General features: G+C 68.6%; 10 protein-coding genes. 1 reads left to right on the top strand and 9 read right to left on the bottom strand.

All coding sequences use genetic code 11. The annotated features are described in order from the left end of the window. The first annotated feature begins 100 nt into the window (after window positions 1-100). Window positions 101-1,588, top strand: coding sequence for an aldehyde dehydrogenase family protein (locus K2Z83_RS10920; RefSeq protein ID WP_220595214.1), 1,488 nt, complete (start codon window positions 101-103; stop codon window positions 1,586-1,588). 63 nt (window positions 1,589-1,651) lie between these two features. On the opposite strand, the gene ftsH is transcribed toward K2Z83_RS10920, so the two are convergent. The 9 genes from ftsH to purB form a co-directional block, all read right to left on the bottom strand. Then, complete coding sequence (ftsH, locus tag K2Z83_RS10915) at window positions 1,652-3,595, bottom strand: ATP-dependent zinc metalloprotease FtsH (RefSeq protein WP_220595213.1); 1,944 nt, start codon at window positions 3,593-3,595, stop codon at window positions 1,652-1,654. A 250-nt stretch (window positions 3,596-3,845) separates the two neighbouring features. Then, the gene (locus K2Z83_RS10910) at window positions 3,846-7,379 is read right to left on the bottom strand and encodes a S8 family serine peptidase (RefSeq protein ID WP_220595212.1); all 3,534 of its coding nucleotides are present in this window, start codon (window positions 7,377-7,379) and stop codon (window positions 3,846-3,848) included. 327 nt (window positions 7,380-7,706) lie between these two features. Then, window positions 7,707-9,050, bottom strand: a complete 1,344-nt coding sequence (locus K2Z83_RS10905; RefSeq protein WP_220595211.1) for a cellulase family glycosylhydrolase — start codon at window positions 9,048-9,050, stop codon at window positions 7,707-7,709. A gap of 143 nt (window positions 9,051-9,193) precedes the next feature. Further along, window positions 9,194-12,397 (bottom strand): S8 family serine peptidase, encoded by a 3,204-nt coding sequence (locus K2Z83_RS10900; RefSeq protein ID WP_220595210.1) that lies wholly within the window; start codon window positions 12,395-12,397, stop codon window positions 9,194-9,196. 138 nt (window positions 12,398-12,535) lie between these two features. Further along, complete coding sequence (locus tag K2Z83_RS10895; protein WP_220595234.1) at window positions 12,536-14,434, bottom strand: protein kinase; 1,899 nt, start codon at window positions 14,432-14,434, stop codon at window positions 12,536-12,538. Between the two features lie 100 nt (window positions 14,435-14,534). Continuing rightward, the gene (locus K2Z83_RS28965) at window positions 14,535-14,669 is read right to left on the bottom strand and encodes a hypothetical protein (protein WP_255603772.1); all 135 of its coding nucleotides are present in this window, start codon (window positions 14,667-14,669) and stop codon (window positions 14,535-14,537) included. Continuing rightward, on the bottom strand, window positions 14,627-16,093 hold the full coding sequence (locus tag K2Z83_RS10890) for an ABC-F family ATP-binding cassette domain-containing protein (protein WP_255603760.1): 1,467 nt from the start codon (window positions 16,091-16,093) through the stop codon (window positions 14,627-14,629). The genes K2Z83_RS28965 and K2Z83_RS10890 overlap by 43 nt, the downstream gene beginning before the upstream one ends. A gap of 239 nt (window positions 16,094-16,332) precedes the next feature. Beyond that, a complete protein-coding gene (locus K2Z83_RS29880; protein ID WP_220595209.1) occupies window positions 16,333-17,085 on the bottom strand; it encodes a (Fe-S)-binding protein in 753 nt (250 codons plus the stop codon). Window positions 17,086-17,151: 66 nt separating this feature from the next. Continuing rightward, the gene (purB, locus tag K2Z83_RS10880; RefSeq protein ID WP_220595208.1) at window positions 17,152-18,531 is read right to left on the bottom strand and encodes an adenylosuccinate lyase; all 1,380 of its coding nucleotides are present in this window, start codon (window positions 18,529-18,531) and stop codon (window positions 17,152-17,154) included. Window positions 18,532-19,069: the final 538 nt, after the last annotated feature.

Below are 19,069 nucleotides of genomic sequence, written 5' to 3'. Positions count from 1 at the left end.
TTGCACATGCCCTGCCGAACACTTGGCCTGATCCCCTGTCCCCTCGCATCAGAGAGTATAATGCTGACCATGACAGAGGCGTCAAGCGAGGAGATATGTCATGGAAGCACGAGTGTACAAGAACTTCATCGGCGGCGAGTTCGTCGAGAGCAGCACGGGGAAGACCTTCGAGCGCCGCAACCCGGCCGACACCCGCGAGGTGGTCGGCGTGTTTCAGGACAGCGGCGCCGATGACGTACACGCGGCCGTGGCCGCGGCAAAGGCCGCCTACCCGGCCTGGAGCCAGGTGCCCGCGCCGCGCCGCGGCGAGATCCTGCTCAAGGCCGCCGAGATCATCCAGTCGCGCAAGGATCGCTACAGCCAGGATCTGACCCGCGAGATGGGTAAGCCGCTCTTCGAGGCGGGCGGCGACATCGTCGAGGCGATCGGCATGGCCCAGTACGCGGGCAGCGAGGGCCGGCGCATGCACGGCGTCACCACGCCCTCGGAGCTGCCCAACAAGTTCCAGATGAGCATCCGCCAGCCGATCGGCGTGGTCGGCCTGATCACCCCCTGGAACTTCCCGATGGCGATCGCCTCGTGGAAGATGCTGCCGGCGATCGTCTGCGGCAACACGGTGGTGATCAAGCCCGGCGAGGACGCCTCGATCAGCACCTACAACCTGGTGGAGTGCCTGGTGGAGGCCGGCCTGCCGCCCGGCGTGGTCAACATCGTCACTGGCTACGGCCCCGGCGCCGGGCAGCCGCTGGTCGAGCACCCCGACGTGCCGGTGATCTCGTTCACCGGCAGCACCGACACCGGCCGGCTGGTCTACGAGCTGGGCGCCCGCCAGATCAAGCGGGTCAGCCTAGAGATGGGCGGCAAGAACCCGCTGATCGTCATGCCCGACGCCGACCTGGACCTGGTGATGGAGGGGGTGGTCTGGGCGGCCTTCGGCACCACCGGCCAGCGCTGCACGGCCACCAGCCGGCTGATCGTCCACAAGGACGTGGCCGGGCCGCTGGTCGAGCGGATCGTCGCGCGGGCGCAGTCGCTGCGCGTCGGCGACGGGCTGCAGGCCGAGACGGAGATGGGCCCGCTGGTGAACGAGAAGCAGATGAAGCGGGTGCTGGGCTACATCGAGCTGGGCCAGCAGGAGGGCGCCACCATGCGCTGCGGCGGCGGGCGGCTGACGGAGGGCGCGCTGGCCAACGGCCACTTTATCCAGCCGACGGTCTTCACCGGCGTGAGGCCGAGCATGCGCATCGCCCGCGAGGAGATCTTCGGGCCGGTGCTGAGCGTGATCGAGGTGGGCAGCCTGGATGAGGCGATCGCGGTGGCGAACGACGTGGCCTACGGGCTGTCGGCGTCGATCTACACCCGCGACATCAACGCGGCCATGCGGGCCATGCTGGCGCTCCAGGCCGGCATCGTCTACATCAACGCGCCGACCATCGGCGCCGAGATCCACCTGCCCTTCGGCGGCGTGAAGGCCACCGGCAACGGCCACCGCGAGGCCGGGCCGACGATGATGGATGTGTTCAGCGAGTGGAAGAGCGTCTACATCGACTACAGCGGTAGCCTCCAGCGCGCGCAGATCGACCTGTAAGGGCGCAGCAGCAAAAAACCGGGGTGGCGCAGAGCGCCACCCCGGTTTTTTGCTGCTGCGCCCTTACGCCGGGAGGGCGTTGTTCGGCCCGCTGAGCTGGCCAGCGTTCTGGTTCTGGTTCTGGCTGCCGCTGTCGCGGGTCATGTCGATCGTCAGGGGCTTGACCCGGCCGAGCAGCTCGGCGAGCTGCTCGCCGTCGAGCGACTCAAACTCCAGCAGGGCGTTGGCCATATCGTCGAGGACGGCCCGGTTGGTGATCAGGATCTGGAAGGCGTTCTCGTAGGCCTGCGAGGCCAGGCGGCGCACCTCGCCGTCGATCTGGATGGCCACCTCGTCGCCATAGTTGCGCTGCTCGCTGATCTCGCGGCCGAGGAAGATCAGCTCCTCCTTCTCGCCGAAGACGATCGGGCCGAGCTGCTCGCTCATGCCGTAGCGCGTGACCATCGAGCGGGCGGTGCGGGTGACGCTGATCAGGTCGCCGGAGGCGCCGGTGGTGACCTCCTCGGGGCCGAAGACGATCTCCTCGGCGGCGCGGCCGCCCAGGGCCACGGTCATGTCGGCCTTGAAGTAGGCGATGCTCTGCAGGCCGAGGTTGTCCTCGTCGGGCAGGAACAGGTTGTAGCCGCCGGCCCGGCCGCGCGGGATGATCGTGACCTTCTGGAGCTTGTTGGCCCGCGGCATGGCGCCGGCGACGATGGCGTGGCCGGCCTCGTGGTAGGCCACCACCAGCTTCTTGCGGTCGCTCATCACGCGGGAGCGGCGCTCGGGGCCGCCGAGGGCCACGCGCTCGATCGAGTCCTGGAGCTCGGCCATGCCGATCTTCTTCTTCGAGCGGCGGGCGGAGAGGATGGCCGCCTCATTGACGGCGTTCATCAGGTCGGCCCCGGAGAAGCCGGGGGTGAGGCGGGCGATCACCTCCATGTTGACATCGTCGGCCAGGGGCTTGCCCTTGGAGTGAACCTTGAGGATGTCGATGCGGCCGCGCACATCGGGGGCGTCGAGCACCACCTGGCGGTCGAAGCGGCCGGGCCGGATGAGGGCCGGGTCGAGCACGTCGGGGCGGTTGGTGGCGGCGACGACGATCACGTTGGTGTTGGTGTCGAAGCCGTCCATCTCGACCAGGATCTGGTTGAGGGTCTGCTCGCGCTCGTCGTGGGAGCCGCCGAGGCCGGCGCCGCGCTGGCGGCCGACGGCGTCGATCTCATCGATGAAGATGATGCAGGGCGCGTTGCGCTTGGCCTGGTCGAACAGGTCGCGCACGCGCGAGGCGCCCACGCCGACAAACATCTCGACAAACTCGGAGCCGGAGATGCTGAAGAAGGGCACGCCCGCCTCGCCGGCGACGGCGCGCGAGAGCAGCGTCTTGCCGGTCCCGGGGGGGCCGACCATCAGCACGCCGCGCGGGATGCGCGCGCCGAGGGCGGCGAACTTGTCGGGGAACTTCAGGAACTCGACAACCTCGGTCAGATCCTGCTTGGCCTCCTCCTGGCCGGCCACGTCGGCGAAGGTGATCGTCGGCTTGTCGCCGGCGAACATGCGCGCGCGGCTCTTGCCGAAGGACATGGCCTGGTTGTTGCTGCCCTGGGCCTGGCGCATGAAGAAGATGAAGAAGCCGATCAGCAGGATGGTCGGCAGCAGGATGGTGAAGATGCTCAGCAGGCCGCCCCAGGCCGGCGCCGGCTTCACGGTCACGAACAGGGTCTGCTTGCCGTTCTCATCGGCCAGGGGCACGCCGTAGTCGGCCAGCAGCGTCATGATGCTGTCGCTCGACTCGAGCCGCGAGCGGAAGGTGGAGTTGTCGTTGTAGGTGACGATGATCTGCTCATCGCCCGCCTGGGCCTCGATGTCCTTGATCCGGCCCGCCTTGGCCGCCGCGATCACCTCGGCGATACCCTTCTCGCTCGTCTGGCTCGATGTCTGGCCAAAGTACTGGAAGAACAGCGCCAGTGCGGCAACCAAGATGATCAGATAGACGAAGCTATTTTTAAGCCAGCGATTATCGCCCATTTGCTCGATCCGCCTCTCTCAGGGGGCTACCGCCCCGTAAACCTACATTCCGGGTACGCGCGCAACAATCTGATAACGTGTGCATTATATCATTTGCGATCCGGCCATTCAAGGGAACCAGATCACACCCAGAGTGTAATCTAGCTTACGTCGGGGGCCGCGGCCGTAGGGCCGCACAGACGAGATAGAGGAGGGGCGTGAGGAGGGGCAATCCCCCCCCACGCCCCGCACGCCTCCGACCTGATGATCGCTAGCGAAACATGATGGGCAGGAAGGTGTGCAGCCCTACGAGGGGAAGCACCTCGGCGCGCAGCCCGCTCGCGTTGTGGTGGTGCAGCAGCAGCACCCCGCGCGTCGAGGTCATGTCCAGCCGGCCCAGGCTCACGGTGAGCGGGATCTCGGTGCTCGGGAGATCCGCGTAGAACGGCATCTCGCTGCTCCCCATCGCATACGTGACCCCAGGGTGCTGCGGGTCGTAGCTCAGCACCGCGCTTAGGTCATACGGGACGTAGTCGGTGTTTGAGGCGGAGAAGACCTGGTACGTGAACGCGCTGCTTGCGCTCGTCAGGCCCATGTCGGCCGCCGACACCGCCAGCACCACGACGTTGGTGCTGAAGAGGTTCGTGTTCATCTCGTCGGGGCTGAACCCATTGAGGTAGTACTCGGGGATCAGGCTGCCGTCTATGCTCCCATCGGGCTTCAGCTTCGCCAGGTAGGTGATGGCGACATCGTTCGGGTCGCTTGTGCCCGTGCTCGATGAGAACAGGGCGTAGTCGGTTACTCCGTCGCCGTTGGTGTCGAAGTCGATCTCGAAGTAGACCTCGTTCGGCGATGCCCAGTCGTGGTAGGTGCTCAGGCCGAAGTAGAGGGTCGAGTCGGTGATCGTCGTGGTCGCGCTCATATCGTTGGCCACGCCGACATACTGTAGGTCGTTCGCGCCGCTCACCACGCTGGTCGCCGTCATGCGCGGGCTGATGTCTTGCAGCTCGAACATCGAGACGAGCGAGGCCGTCTTTGTGGGCGTGCTCGACGCGCTGATCCCGCTGCCGGCCAGCCCGACCGTGCCGGTGAGCGTGCTGCTGTCCTTGAGGTGAAGGTTCAGGCCCGTGCTGGCCATGGCCGAGGTCAGCCGCGGCGCGGCGTAGATCGGCAGGTTCACCACGGAGTCCGCCGAGACGATCTGCCCACGGATCTCGCCGGCAGGGTTAGCGGCGGTGTGGAAGTTGATATACAGCCCGCCCGCGAGCAGCAGCGCCTCGTCCTCTGCGCTCAGGGTGATGCTCCCGCTGAACGAGGTGCCCGGCGTGATCGACGTGAGCGGGTCGACGATCGCCCCATTCAGGCCGGCCGCGCCACGGTGGATATGCGCGGACGTCGGGGTGAGCGTGCCGCCCTCGTTCACGGTGACGACATAGTCGAGGGCGTTGGTCGCGTCGGTGTAGGTGAACTCGCCGCTGGCGGCGAAGGCGCTGTCCACCTGCGGGTTCTCGTAGTAGCCACGGATGTTGGCTGTGTAGGTGCTCACAGCCGCCGGGGGCGAGAGCGTCAGGTAGCCGGTGGCGTCCGAGATGAAGAAGCGCGCGCTACCGTTCTGGGCCGCCTCCATCGTCGGGTCGAGCACATTATCCATCAGCGCCGGGTCAGCGCTGATGGTGACGGTCGCGGTCTTCGTCTCGCCCGCAGCCAGCGTGAGCGAGGCGGGCGAGACGGTGTAGCTCACGCCGGGGATGACCGTGGCGGGGGTGTAGGAGAGGTTGTAGGTGCCGGCGGCCGCGCCGCTGTTCACAATGCTGACAGTGCGTGAGATCGTCGTCGCGCCGCTCACCTCCAGGTTGCCGAAGGAGACACTCACCAGATTGGGCCTGGCCTGATCAAAGGCGATAACCTGGTTGGCCGTGGCCGCAGGCAGATCTATCTGGCCGGCGCCGACGCGGGCCGGCCCATAGATCTGCGTGCCCGCCGCGAGGCCGGAGCGAATAGCGCTATCGGCAGTATTCATCGCCAGCGCCTTGAGCTGCGACGGCGTCCACGTGGGGTAGATCTGGCGCAGCAGGGCCATCGCGCCGGCCACGTGCGGGGCGGCCATTGAGGTGCCGCTCAGGGTCTGTCCCTTATCCCCGCTTTGAACCAGGGCCGAGAAGATGCCGCTGCCGGGGGCGGCGATGTCGGGCTTGAGCATGCCGTCGCGGCGCGGCCCGCGCGACGAGAAGCTGGAGACCATGCCGGACTGCTGCGCGTCGCTGACGAGGATGCTGCTGGCGAGCGCCCCGTCGAAGGTGACATTCAGCCCGGTCAGATTCGCCTTCAGCGTGGCGCCGGTTGCGAGCGAGGTGCTGACCGCAGGGATGACCGCGCTGCCGGTGATCGCGAGGTCGAAGACAGCGCTGTTATCGACCAGGATCGCGCCGATGCCGCCGGCCGCGACCACATTCCCGGTGCGCGTCACCGATCCGCAGGAGCCATCGGTCCAGTCCACGATCACGACCTTGCCATTGATCGCGGTGGCCTCGCTGGCGCTGTAGGCCGCGCAAGCGTCTTTGTTACTGGCGGGATAGTAGACATCTCCCGTCACCGTCGGCTTGGTGGCCCAGTCGTAGGCGACAGAGAAGAGGGCCGGCAGATCGCCGGCGATCACCGGCGGCGCGTTGACCGTGAAGCCATCGAGCACGCTGTCGGGCTGGGTGGTGCTGGCGACCGAGATCACGCTGTCGGCAGTGCCCGGGCTGCCGGTGATGTAGTTGGAGTCGGCGCTGTTGCCGGCCGAGGCGACCACGATCACGCCAGCGGCGACCGCGTTCTCCGAGGCGACGGAGGTGGAGTCGTAGTTCGAGCCATAGCCGCTGCCGAGCGACATGTTGATCACATCGACCCTGTCGTCGAAGTTCCCGTCGCCGTTCGGGTCGACCGCCCAGTCGATCGCCGCATCTGTCACGTCTGTCGAGCCATCACAGCCAAACACGCGCAGGGCGTAGAGGCTGGCCTCTGGGGCGACGCCGGGGCCGATCTTGAACGCTGTGCTGTAGGTCGTCGCGTTGTAGGGGCCGGCGTAGGTCGCGCCGAGGGATGTGACGCCATACCCTGCGGCGGTGCCGGCGACGTGGGTGCCGTGGCCGACGGTGCCGGGGTTCGGCAGCAGGCAGTCGATCGGGTTTGCGTCGGGGGCTGGGGTGCTTGACGAGGCAACGTTGGCATCGTAGGCGTCGCCGACGAAGTCGTAGCCGCCAACCACCTTCGTGGTGAAGACAGGCGCGCTCGTGTCGGTGACCCCGGCGTAGCTGCCGGTGCCGCCGAAGTCCTTGTGGACATAATCGATGCCGCTATCAATGATCGCGATCTTCACCCCGCTGCCGGTGGCCGGGCTGGGAATGCCGGTGCCGGCCCACAGGGTCGGCGCGCCGATCAGCGGCACGCTGCCGGTGTTGTCGATCGTCTTCGTGATCAGCGGGTGGATCGCCTTCACCCCCGGCAGGCCAGCCAGGTCGGCGAGCTTCGCGGCGTCAACCTGCACGCCGATGCCGTTGTACACGCGCTGGGTGCGATAGATCACGCTGGCGTCGAGCTGGGCGAGCGGCGCGAGCATGCGCTGCTGGGCGCGCTCAATGCGGTTGAGCTGGTCGCGCGCCTGGCTGTTGGCGTCAGCCTCCGCCATACCGCGCGTATGTGCGGCGGTGTAGGTGACGATCGACGGGGCGTCGGCCAGCTCAATGACTACCTTGACCGGGCCGGCGTGCGGGATCCGCGCGTCGATCAGCGCCGGGCGAGCGGTTGATAGCGGGGCGTTCATACCGCCGGGTGCGGGGGGTGTTCTTGCGGCCGCCGTGGCGAGGGAGAATGAGGCGAGGACGAGCGTGAGTGTGGCGAGAAGCGCCCACGTGGATCTGCGAGAGGCTGGCAACATCGTGTCTCCTTACGTGGCTCTGTTGGTGCAGTGTAGATATAGTAGCCACATAAGGAAAATAAGCAAATAGCTGTCCAATGCTGAGGGTGTGGGAGAGCCAAGCGCTCCTATAAAAAGCTGGTGCTGCTGCGGCGCGGCTTCGCCGCGCCGCAGCAGCACCAGTGCGGCATGGGCCAGGATGGCACAAACAACGTGGATGTTTAGCGCCGCGCCCTACCTGGCGCGGATGTCGGCGATCGCCTGCTGGATGCCGAAGAAGGCGGGGCGCGGCGACCAGTCGGCGTTGAAGATGCTGAACGAGCCCTGCTCGTTGTTCGGGTCCTTGCCGCTCTCGGCCTGGAGCACGGTGAAGTTCAGGTTCCAGAGGAACATGTTGCTGACCCAGGGGTAGTTGGCGTAGGTGTAGGTGATCGCGCCGACGATGTAGTCGCGCTGGGCCTCGTAGCTGACCTGGTTGCCGAACTCGTAGCCGGGGGTGCTGTTGGGCGTGGCCCAGCCGTACTCGGTGATCCAGACCTGGTGGTCGCCCATGCCGGCCTGCTCCATCACCCGGCGCTGGTTCTCGATGTGGCGGAAGTAGAACGACGGGTCGTCCGTCCAGCCCTGGGCCTGGCTGGGGCTATCGGGCCAGAGGGTCTCGGGCGGGTTGGCCGATCCGCCGGGGTGCAGGGCCTGCACATCGAAGTAGTCGCGGATCATGCCGCCCTTGTAGGCGTACATCGCCCTGAGGTAGGAGAGCGTGTCCATAGCGATGCTCGGGTCGTTGGTGGCGGTGGAGGCGGGCGCGCCGGCGGCGACGATGATCCGCGGGTCGGCGGCCTTGATCGCGGTGTAGGACGCGGCCATAATCTCCACGAAGCGGCCGGGGTCGTCGGGGCTGATCTGGCCGCCGTTCTCGTAGGCCAGGTTCTGCTCGTTCCAGATCAGGATGGCCTGGACGCGCCCGCTGTAGCGCTGGGCGAGGGCGCCCGCGAAGCGCGCCAGGGCCGCCGGGTCCTGGGGGAGGCCGTCGCTGCCGTTGGCGGTGTGCCACGTGGGCGAGCGGGTGATATTGATCATCAGCAGCATGCCGGCGGCGTGTACGTCGGCCACGATATTGTCGAGGTCGGCCCAGAAGTACTGGCCGCTGGCGTCCTCGATGTCGCGCCAGTGGATCTGCTGGCGGAACCATGTGAAGCCGGCGGCGCGGGCGTTGGCCAGGGCGGTGGCGCGGTCGGTGTAGTAGAGGTGGCCGACCACGCCGAAGTTGAGCTCGGTGAGGGTGAGCGGGTAGGGCAGTCCGCCGGGGCCGTCGCGCACCACGGGCATCGGCGTGAGCGGGGCGGCGGCCGGCGCGGGGGTCGGGTCCGCCGCCGGCTCGGCGGCCGGCTCGGCGGCGGGCAGGCCGATCTGGAGCGGGCCCTCGTCCTGGCCCTGGGCGATCACCTGGGCGGTGGGCAGCGCGCCCACGGGCAGCGCCACGCCTGTGGGCGCGGCCCCGCAGGCGCTCAGCAGGGCTATCAGGATCATGCCGGCCAGAGCGATGGCCAGGTTGTGGGTCAGGGTGGTTCGGCGCATAGCACACCTCGTCTGTGGTGATTCGGCTATCTACATGAGTAAACGCCGCGCCGGCTCACAGGGGGGTGAGCGGCGGCTGACGAGGGTGTGATGTTGGGGCGCGGCGCAGGGGCGCAGCAGCGCGGCGCTGCTGCGCCCTTACGCTAGCGCCTCACGAGCGGCAGGTAGGTCGTCAGGGGCTCGGGGGTGTTCTCCAGGGCGAAGCTGGCCGTCAGCGGGCCGCCCGCCCCGTCGGCGCGCGCCGTCACCTGATAGGCGCCGACGTCCCCGTTGGCCCGCGCCGTCACCCTGGCGACGCCGTTCTGGTCGGTGACAGCGACGCTGCCGCTCGGGAATGACGCGCTCGCCCCGCTCGCCGGTGCGCTGAAGGTTACTGTGATGCCGCGCACCCGGCGGCCATCGCTGTCCGTCACCGTGGCCTGAAGCTGGCTGAGGAAGGATGTGCTCACCACGGCGCGCTGCCCCGCGCCACCGCTGGCCGCGAGGGAGGTCGGCCCGGACAGCGTGTGGTGGAAGTCGACGTTCGCCGCGCCGATCGGTGTGGATGTGGCCGTGTCGGACAGGCGAATCTGGCCGTACCAGGTATCGCCCTGGCTCGATGTCGGCGCGTCCATGTGCAGGGTCAGGCTCACCGCGCCGCCCGCGCTCGCCGCCGGCGCCTCCAGGCTAAGGTTTCCGGCGTCGGTCTTCGGGACGACCGCCGTCAGCAGTGCGGCCGGGTCTGTGGCGCCGGGGGCCGACCCCCGGTAGTTCTGGACCTCGACGAAGTAGGTGCCGGCGGCGGGGCCGTCCAGGCTACAGTACTCCTCCACGGCCTCGGTGGCGCTCTGGCAGACAACTGGGTCGGCGCTGTCGTCCTCGCCGTTCTGGTTTAGGTCGTAGACGACGAAGATATCGATATCCTGGGAGGTTGAGGATTGCACCTCGGCCACCAGGCGGGCGGTGTTCGCCGTGACGGTCAGCACCGTCGTGTTGTCCAGCCCGCCATCTGCGATACTGAGGTCGCGCCTATCTCCCTTTGCCATGCCGTATACCTGCACGCTCAGGCTGGCGTAGGGGATGGTGCTCATGGAGAATGTGTCGCTGGCGACGTGCGTCTCTGATCTGATGATGCGCGTAGCGGGCAGGTCGCTCTGCCTGGGGAGCGCCGCCACGGGGAAGCTCGCGGCGGGGGCCAGGCCGCCGGAGGCGGCAAATGTCGCGCGGCCAAACACATAGGTGTCGAAGGGCTGGGCGCGCACATCCATGGTGAAGGTGACCACCTGAGAGGCTGATGCCGGGATGGTGAAGCTTGGCGGCGTGACCGTCAGGGAGGCCGTGTCCGTCGAGGCCGTCCAGGTCACCGGGGTGTCCAGCGCATTGTGCAGGGTACGCACCCACGTGCAGCTGCTCACGCAGGCCTGATTCGCCATGCTCGGGGTATTCAGGGCGCGCGGGTCGCCGCCGGCGTCAGGGTCGGCGGCGCTGAAGTTAGCCGGGGTCTCATCGAGCACGAGGCCGGCGCGGGCGGCGAGGCCCACGCGCACGCGCCCGGCGCCGCTGTCGAAGGGCGTCGTCGGCGTGCTGCCGTCCTCCTTCGTGATCGGCGCGAGGGCGGTCGTCATCAGGGCCGACTGGATCTGGCCGGGCGTCCAGCCGGGGTGGAGCCCGGCCAGCAGGGCGGCCGCCCCGGAGACGTGGGGCGCGGCCATCGAGGTGCCGCTCTCCAGCGCGTAGTCGGGCGTGCCGCCGCCGCTGTTGGCGTAGGCGGCGAACACACTCACGCCGGGGGCAGCCAGGTCGGGCTTGAGCACGGCGGCGCTCAGGCCCTCCGCCGGCCCGCGCGAGCTGAAGGCGGCCATGATGTCGCCGCCGGGAGAGCGGCGGTTGTGGGTGGCGGCGGCGACGCTCAGCAGCCACGGGCTCAGATGAGCCACCGTGCCGGGCGTCGGGCCGCTGTTGCCCGCCGAGGCGCTCACAACGATCCCGGCCGCGCGGGCGGCGAGGAAGGCCTGCTCGATCGGGTCGCCCCAGGGGCTCTCGCCGCCGCTGATCGAGTAGCTGATCACATCGACCTTGTCGGCGATAGCCTGGTTCACGGCGGCGAGCAGGGCCGCGCCGGGGCAGCCGGCGCTATAGTACCAGCCGTTAAGATACCCGCAGACATCGTAGGCGATGATGTTTGCGTGCGGGGCGACGCCCGAGATACGCGGGTAGGTGACGCCATTAGAGGTGACGTTGGTGAGCACATTGCCGGCGGCGGTGCTGGCCGTGTGCGAGCCGTGGCCGCCCTCGTCGTTGGGGCTCGGCTCGCCGGTGTCGAAGTTCGAGATCGGCGCGGTGTCGCTGAAGGTCCACGCGCCGATCAGCTTACTGTTGCAGCTGATCGCCGGGTTGTAGCCCGAGGGGTTGCCCTGGGCGCGCGTGGGCAGGTTGGCCGGGTCGCACGCGCCCCTGTAGCTCCCCTGGCCGAGCGGGTTCAGGTGGCGATAGCCGTCGCCGCCCACCTCGGCGAAGGATGGGTGGGTCGTGTTGATGCCGCTGTCGATCATGCCGATGATCACGCCCTCGCCCTGGTAGCCGGCGATGGCGCCGCGCAGCTCGCCGCCGGGGTGGGCGGCGGTGTGGATGTTCACGTACAGCTGGCCGGCCCTGAGCAGGGACACGTCGGCGGGCGAGAGACTCACGCTGTCGGCGTAGGTGCCTGCGGTGGCGCTCGGGGTGAGGGCGACCACCGTGCTGTCGTTAGTCGCCCGGTGGATGTGGGCGGCGGTGATTGCGGCGGCGGGGCCGCTGACCTGCACGGTGTAGGACAGCGCGTCGCCAGCGAGGCTGAAGGTGCCGCGCCCGCTGAGGTCGCTGCTCACCGGGGGCGACTCGTTCTCGCCGAGGATCGTCGCCGCGAAGACCCCGCTGGCGCTGCCGTCCCAGATCGTGTCGGCGCCGATCCAGGCCGGGCCGGCGTCGGTGTCGAGCTGGTAGATCTGCTCCGGCTGGACCGAGGCCACATCGGGGAGGCTGGCGATCTGGCGGGCCTGGGCGGCGGTCAGCTCGACGGCCATGCCGTTGAAGGCGGTGTCATAGGCGTAGATCACGGGCGGGCTCGCCCCGATCCGCCGGGCGATGGCGGCGAGGGCGCGCTGGCGCCCGGCGGCCAGTCGGTCCCGCTGGGCGCGCGCCGGCTGGCCCGCGAGGTCGAGGGACTGCGCGCCCCCGCCCCCGGCGGCGAGGGCGGCGAGCGGCGCGCCCCGCAGCCCGATAATGTAGCGGCCCACCTGGGGCGCGCTCGCCGCCGGGGCCGGCTGGAACACAAGGGCGAGGCACACCACCATCAGCAGGGCGAGGATGCCAGACCGGGATGCGGACATAGACGGGCTCTCCTTCGGAAGCAGATGTGACGGGGACAGGGGGCAGGGGACAGGCGACAGGGGATAGGGGACAGGGAACAGGGAACAGGAGGGGCGCTGATGCGATTCGCCTATCCCCTATCCCCTGCTCCCTTATTCTCAGCTGAGCAGCACAAAGGCCACGGCGATCAGCGTGAGCAGCAGGAGCGCGGCGGCCAAAGCGGCGAGGGCCATGCGCTCGGGGTTGAGCAGCGACCAGTCGCCGATCAGCTCGTTATCGAAGCCGACGAAGTAGAGCCGCTGGGGCTTCTCATCGAGCAGGAAGTCCATCTCAGTGATCGTCGCGCCCTGGATCTTCAGCTCGGCGGAGGCGAGGCGGGTGTCCTCGCCGGCCTCGGCGATCGAGGCGCGCAGCAGCTCGGCCAGGGGCGACACGCTATGCCAGCGGCCCTCGTAGGGCGTGATCGGCGCGCTAAAGACCGGCTCAAGCCGCTCCTTGATCGCCAGCTGGGGCAGGTCCTCGATATCGTCGGAGTTGCTCCACGCCTTGGCCCGGCGGGCGTAGGTGAAAACCTGCTCCTCGACGATGTTGCCGGTGCCGGCGCAGTTCTGGCACTTTGCCTTGCCGTAGCCCCGGCAGGAGGGGCAGGTGACAGAAAGGGTCTCGTTGGTGATGCTTTTATCGGGGTTGCTGACCTTGCTGACCTTCTCGACGGTGCCCTTCCCCTGGCACTCCTTGCAGTGAATCTTGCTGGTGCCGCTGCAGTCGGGGCAGGTGATGACGCGCATCGAGTTGGGGAGGACGAGGTCCTGCGCCTTCACGGCCTCGAAGGTGCCGGCGGCGGGCACCTCAACGCCCCAGACATCGGGGGTGAGCTGGGTGGAGCTGCGGTCGTCGGGCTTCTGCGGGCGGGTGCGCGTATGGGGGGTGCCGCGTGTCTCATAGAGGGTGCGCAGCTCATAGAAGTAGACGTTGTAGCTGACGATCTGCTCGGGCTGGACGAGCTGGCCGAGGGCGCGGCGGCGGAAGAAGCCATCACGGCTCCAGCGGCTGAGCAGGCGGCGGATGACATCGCGGCGGTGCAGGTCGTCGGCGCGCTTGCGCGATCGGGCGAGGAACTCGGTGAAGGCCTCATCGAGCTGCGTGCCGAGGGCCGTCTCCAGGGGGTTCTCCAGCCACTCGGCGCTGGACTCCCAGCGCGACTCCTCCATATCCACGGTGGCCAGGTCGATCTGGGCGCGCAGGGCCAGGCGCAGGGCGGCGGCGGCCGCGCCGGCGGCGGGGTAGCGGGCGGCGGGCTGGGGCGCGAGCATCCGGCGCACCACCCGGTCGGCCGGGGCGAGGCTGGGGTCGCGCGCGGCCAGGCTGGGCAGCTCGCCGCCGGGGGCGGGCGGCACCTCGCCGCTGAGCATATGGTAGGCCACGGCGCCGAGGCTGTAGACATCGAGCGCGGCGCCGGCCTCGCCCCTTGCGAGGAGCTGCTCGGGGGGCGAGTAGGGGGTCAGGTAGTCGGCCTCGTCGATATTGCTCAGGTCGGGCGTGTCGGGGCTTGCGGCCAGGCTGAGGTTCGAGAGGTAGGCCGCGCCCTGCGGGCTGACGAGGATGTTGGCCGGCTGCACATCGCGGTGGAAGACCTGCTCGGCGTGGAGGTAGTCGAGGGCGGCGGCCACCTGGGCGACCACGCGCACGGTGAGCATGGCGTCCTGCGGGCCATCGGCGAGCAGCGCGGCGAGGGGGCGGGCGTCGATCTGCGGGGTGACGAGATAGTCGCCGTACTTCTCATCGTGGCCGGCGTCGATCACCGGGAGCAGGCTGGGGTGGGCGAGGCGCGCGGCGAGGCGCCCGGCCATCTGGAAGCGGCTGGCCGAGATCCAGTCGTGGCGGCGCAGGATATGCACCTGCACGGGGCGGTCCAGCGTGAGGTGGCTAGCCCGGTAGACGGTCGCCAGCTCCTCCTGGCCCAGGCGCTCGTGGAGGCGATAGTTGCGCAGCTCGTAGGTGGCGCCCTCGCCGGCGGGCTTCGGCTCGGGGCGGGCGCTGGCTCGCGGTGTGCTCATAGTGCATAAAGTATACACCCTCGGGCGGAATTGCAGATTGTAGATTGCAGATTGCAGATTGGAGCCAATCTGCAATCTGCAATCTACAATCTGCAATTCATCAGGCCGCCGCGAGCTGCTCCCACTGGGCATACTTCTCGGCGAGCAGCCGCTCAAGCTCGGCGTACTGGGTGCCCAGGGAGGTGAGCTTCTTCACGTCCTGCCCTGCGCTGGCCTTGTCGAGGGCGCCGCGCAGCCGGCCGAGCTCCTGCTCAAGCGTGTGAGCTGGGCCAGGGCCACCCGCGAGCGCTCGCCGCCGCTCAGGTCGCCCACGCGCTTGAAGACATCGTCGCCGCTGAACAGGAAGCGGCCGAGCAGGTTGCGGGCCGCCGGCTCGCCCAGGCCGGGGCTGACGCGGGTCAGCTCCGCCAGCACGGTCGACTCCATATTCAGCATATCGTGGCCCTGGGCGTAGTAGCCGATCTGCACCTTGTGGCCGAGGCGGGGTGCGCCCTGGAGCGGGCTGAGCTCGTTGATCAGCGTGCGCAGCAGGGTCGTCTTACCGGTGCCGTTGGGGCCGAGCAGGGCCACGCGCTCGCCGCGGTGGATCTCCATGCCGTCGGCGCGCAGCAGCACGCGCGGGTCCGACTCGTGGCGGCGGTCGCCGGGGAAGCCGATCACCAGGCCTTCGAGGGCCAGCACCAGCTCGCCGCTGCGCAGCTGGGTGTCGAGGAAGAGCCGCAGCTTGGCCTGCTCCTGCGGGCGGGCCACCAGGCTATCGCGCTTGAGGCGGTCGAGGCGCTTCTCGCGGCCCTTGGCCTCGCGGGCGCGCTGGCCGGCCTTGTAGCGCTGGATGAACTCCTCGGTCTTGGCGATAAACTCCTGCTGGGCGTTGAACTCCTTGAGGCGGCGCTCCAGGCGCTCGGCCTTCAGCTCCAGGTACTTGTTATAGCCGGCCGGGTAGTCCTCCAGCACATTGAAGGCGATCTCCATGGTGCGCTTGGTCACCCGGTCGAGAAAGTAGCGGTCGTGCGAGATCACGATCAGGGTGCCGTCCCAGCCGCGCAGGAAGATCTCCAGCCACTCCAGGGCCTGCATGTCGAGGTGGTTGGTGGGCTCATCGAGCAGGAGCAGGTCGGGGTCGGAGAGCAGGGTGGCGGCGAGGGCGGCGCGGGTCTTCTGGCCGCCGGAGAACTGGGAGAGGCGCTGGCCGTACTGCGACTCGTGGAAGCCGAGGCCGTGGAGGGTGCGCTTGATGCGCGGCTCGACCTCGTAGCCGCCGCCGTGCTCAAAGTGGGACATCAGGTCGCCGTAGCGCTCCATGGCCTCGGCCCAGCCGGGGGCGCTGGTGTCGGCGATCGTCGGCTCCATGGCGGTGATCTCGGCCTGGAGCTCGGCGAGGTGGCCGAAGGCGGCCTCCATCTCCTGCCAGAGCGTGCGGTCCTCGGCGAAGCGCACCTCCTGGGCGAGGTAGGCCACGCGGGTGCCGCGGGCGGGGGCGATCACGCCGCCGTCGGCGCCCTCCATCCCGGCCACGATCTTGAGCAGGGTGCTCTTGCCGGCGCCGTTGATGCCGACCAGGCCGATCTTGTCGCCCTTGGCGACCTGGAAGCTGATGCTCTTGAAGATCAGCTCGGCCCCGTAGTATTTTGTCAGCCCGCCGACGCTCAGCAAGGTCATGAGGATTCACCTATTACGATTGCAGATTGCAGATTTGGCAGCATACAGCTCATCATACCACGCGTGCGTGATCGGGTGTTGCGCGACCCGCGTGCGATGGCAATCCATGCGTAGGGGCGGGCCTCGTGCCCGCCCTCGGCGCGTGGCAATGGAGCATTGCGGATCACAATGCCGCATTGTGGTGCGCCGGATCGCATGGCGGGCGGCCACGAGGGCCGCCCCAGGACACGGATGTTCCCCTACGGCCGGCCATCGACCATGTTCGCCAGCAGCTCCACGAGGTGGCGGGCCTTCGTCGCGCTGCCCCTGCGGCTGAGCCCCCCGGCGATCTGCGTCATGCAGGAGGCGTCGCCGGTGACGATCAGGTCGGCCTGAGACTCGGCGACTCCGGCGAGCTTGTGGTCGAGCATGGCCTCGGAGATCGCGCCCTGCTTGACGGCGAAGAGGCCGCCGAATCCGCAGCACTGGTCGCAGCCGGGCAGGGGGCGCACCTCGGCCCGCGCGACGTGGTCGAGGAGGGCGCGGGCCTGTCGGCCGAGGCCGAGGAAGCGCAGGCCGTGGCAGGCGTCGTGGTAGGCCACGCTGCCGTCGTAGCTGGCGCCCACATCGGTGACGCCCAGCACATCCACGAGGTACTCGCTGATCTCGTAGGTGCGGGCGACGAGGTCGTCGGCGGGGCCGGCGTAGGGGCTGCGCTGGAAGAGCTCGGGGTAGAGGTGGCGGATCATGGTGGCGCAGGAGCCGGACGGCATCACGATATCGCCCTGGCCGCGCAGCACCTCGATCGTGCGGCCGGCCACCGCGTAGGCCTCGTCGCGGAAGCCGGCGTTAAAGGCCATCTGGCCGCAGCAGGTGAGCCCGCGCGGCACATGCACCTCGACGCCCTGCGCCTCGAGCAGGGCGACGGCGGCCTGCCCGATCCCAGGGTAGACCTGGTCGACGATACAGGTGACAAAGAGGGTTGCGCGCCGCCGGCCTGGCTTCGTCGTCACGGCGAGATCTCCTTATTGGGCAGGGTGGCAAGGGTGCCCCGATTATACCAGACGATACGGGCCTGCCTAGCGCCCCTCCAGGATCGTCGCCAGGCGGGCGGCAAGGCCGACGTAGCGCTCGGGCGCGAGGGCGAGCAGCTCGGCCTTCACCGAGTCGTCCACCGCCAGGCCGGCGACGAAGGCCCGCAGGTCGTCCATCGTCATGGCCCGGCCGCGCGAGAGCCCCTTGAGCGCCTCGTATGGCTCGGGGTAGCCCACCCGCCGCAGGATCGTCTGCACGGCCTCGGCCAGCACCTCGGGGTGGGCCGACAGCTCGGCGAGCAGCAGGTCGCGGCGCACCGAGACCTTGCCCAGGCCGCGCAGCAGCCGCTGGGCGCCGAGCAGGCTGTAGCCGAAGGCCGCGCCCATGCTGCGCAGCACCGTGCTGTCCGAGAGGTCGCGCTGGAGCCGCGAGATCGGCAGCTTGCGGCTGAAGTGCTCCAGCAGGGCGATGGCGATGCCCAGGTTGCCCTCGCCGTTCTCGAAGTCGATCGGGTTCACCTTGTGCGGCATCGTCGAGGATCCCACCTCGCCGGGCTTGGGGGCCTGGGCCAGGTAGCCGTCGCTGATATAGCGCCAGCAGTCCTGGCTCAGGTCGATCAGGACGCTGTTCGCCCGCTTGATCGCGTCGCAGAGGGCGGCCAGGGTGTCGTGCGGCTCGATCTGGGTGGTCAGCAGCACCGGCTCCAGGTCGAGCGAGCGCACGAAGGCCGCGCTGAACTTCTGCCAGTCGACCTGGGGCAGGGCGGCGTAGTGGGCGGCGAAGGTGCCGGTGGCCCCGTTCAGCTTGCCGGTCAGCTTCACGCCGCCGACATCGGCGACGGCGCGGCGCAGGCGTGACAGGAAGACGTTCATCTCTTTGCCGAAGGTGGTGGGGGTGGCCGGCTGGCCGTGGGTGCGGGCGAGCATGGGGGAACCCGCCTCGGAGAGGGCCAGCTCGCGCAGGCGGGCCTCGATCTGGCCCAGGGCGGGCAGCAGCACGGCGTCGCGGGCGTCGCGCACGAGCAGGCCGTAGGAGAGATTGTTCACGTCCTCCGAGGTCAGCGCGAAGTGGACGGCCTCCTTCCACGCCCCGAGGCCCATGTCGTCCATGCGCTCGCGCAGCCAGTACTCGACGGCCTTGACATCGTGGTTGACCCTGCGGTCCCAGGCGGAGATCGCCAGGGCGTCGGCGTCGCTGAACTGGCGGTAGAGCGCGCGCAGGCCGGCCTGCTGGGCGGTGTCGAAGGCCGGCACGAACTCCACCCGCGCCGAGCGGGCCAGGAAGATCAGGTACTCGACCTCCACCCGCACGCGGTAGCGGAACAGGGCCGCCTCGCTGAAGTAGCTGGACAGGGCGGCCACATCATCGCGGTAGCGGCCATCCAGCGGCGAGATCGCCGCCAGCCGGGCCATATCGTCGGTCATCTACAGCTCCTGAGAGAAGTATGGGAAGCGGATCTTTTTCATTGTCCCATCACGCTCCCATGTCACCCTGAGCGAAGCAAAAGGTCTTCCCATCCACGCGACTGGAAGATGCTTCGCTGCGCTCAGCATGACATGTCACCGGGATACGTAAAAATTCCCACTTCCCGATCACAACATCACAAAGACAAGGTCCGTAGCAGGCTTGGGCGTTTGCCGCCGCGCAGCCCTCACCCCAGCCCCTCTGAACCCTTGTCGAAGGCCATAATACAACCTTTGGGTCTTTATGTCTTTGTGCGCAGTGCTGCAAAAGGAGCGCAGTGGCACATGCACGCTGAGCGAAGCGAGGTGACCCGACCGGGACTTCTCGCTTCGCTCAGCGTGAAAGGAGGCACGGTATCAATCAAGATTTGATATTACACCTGCGGCGGGCCGCCCGGCGTGTAGGCGCGGGCCACCTCGGCCAGGCGGGCCACGCCGGCGGCGATCAGCTCGGGCGAGGAGTAGGAGAAGTTCAGGCGCAGGGTGTTGGCCACGTCGC

It is taken from the genome of Oscillochloris sp. ZM17-4 (assembly GCF_019599295.1).
Lineage (GTDB): Bacteria > Chloroflexota > Chloroflexia > Chloroflexales > Chloroflexaceae > Oscillochloris.
The sequence above is the reverse complement of the archived record's forward strand: the minus strand, read 5'-3'. Positions and strand labels throughout refer to the sequence as shown.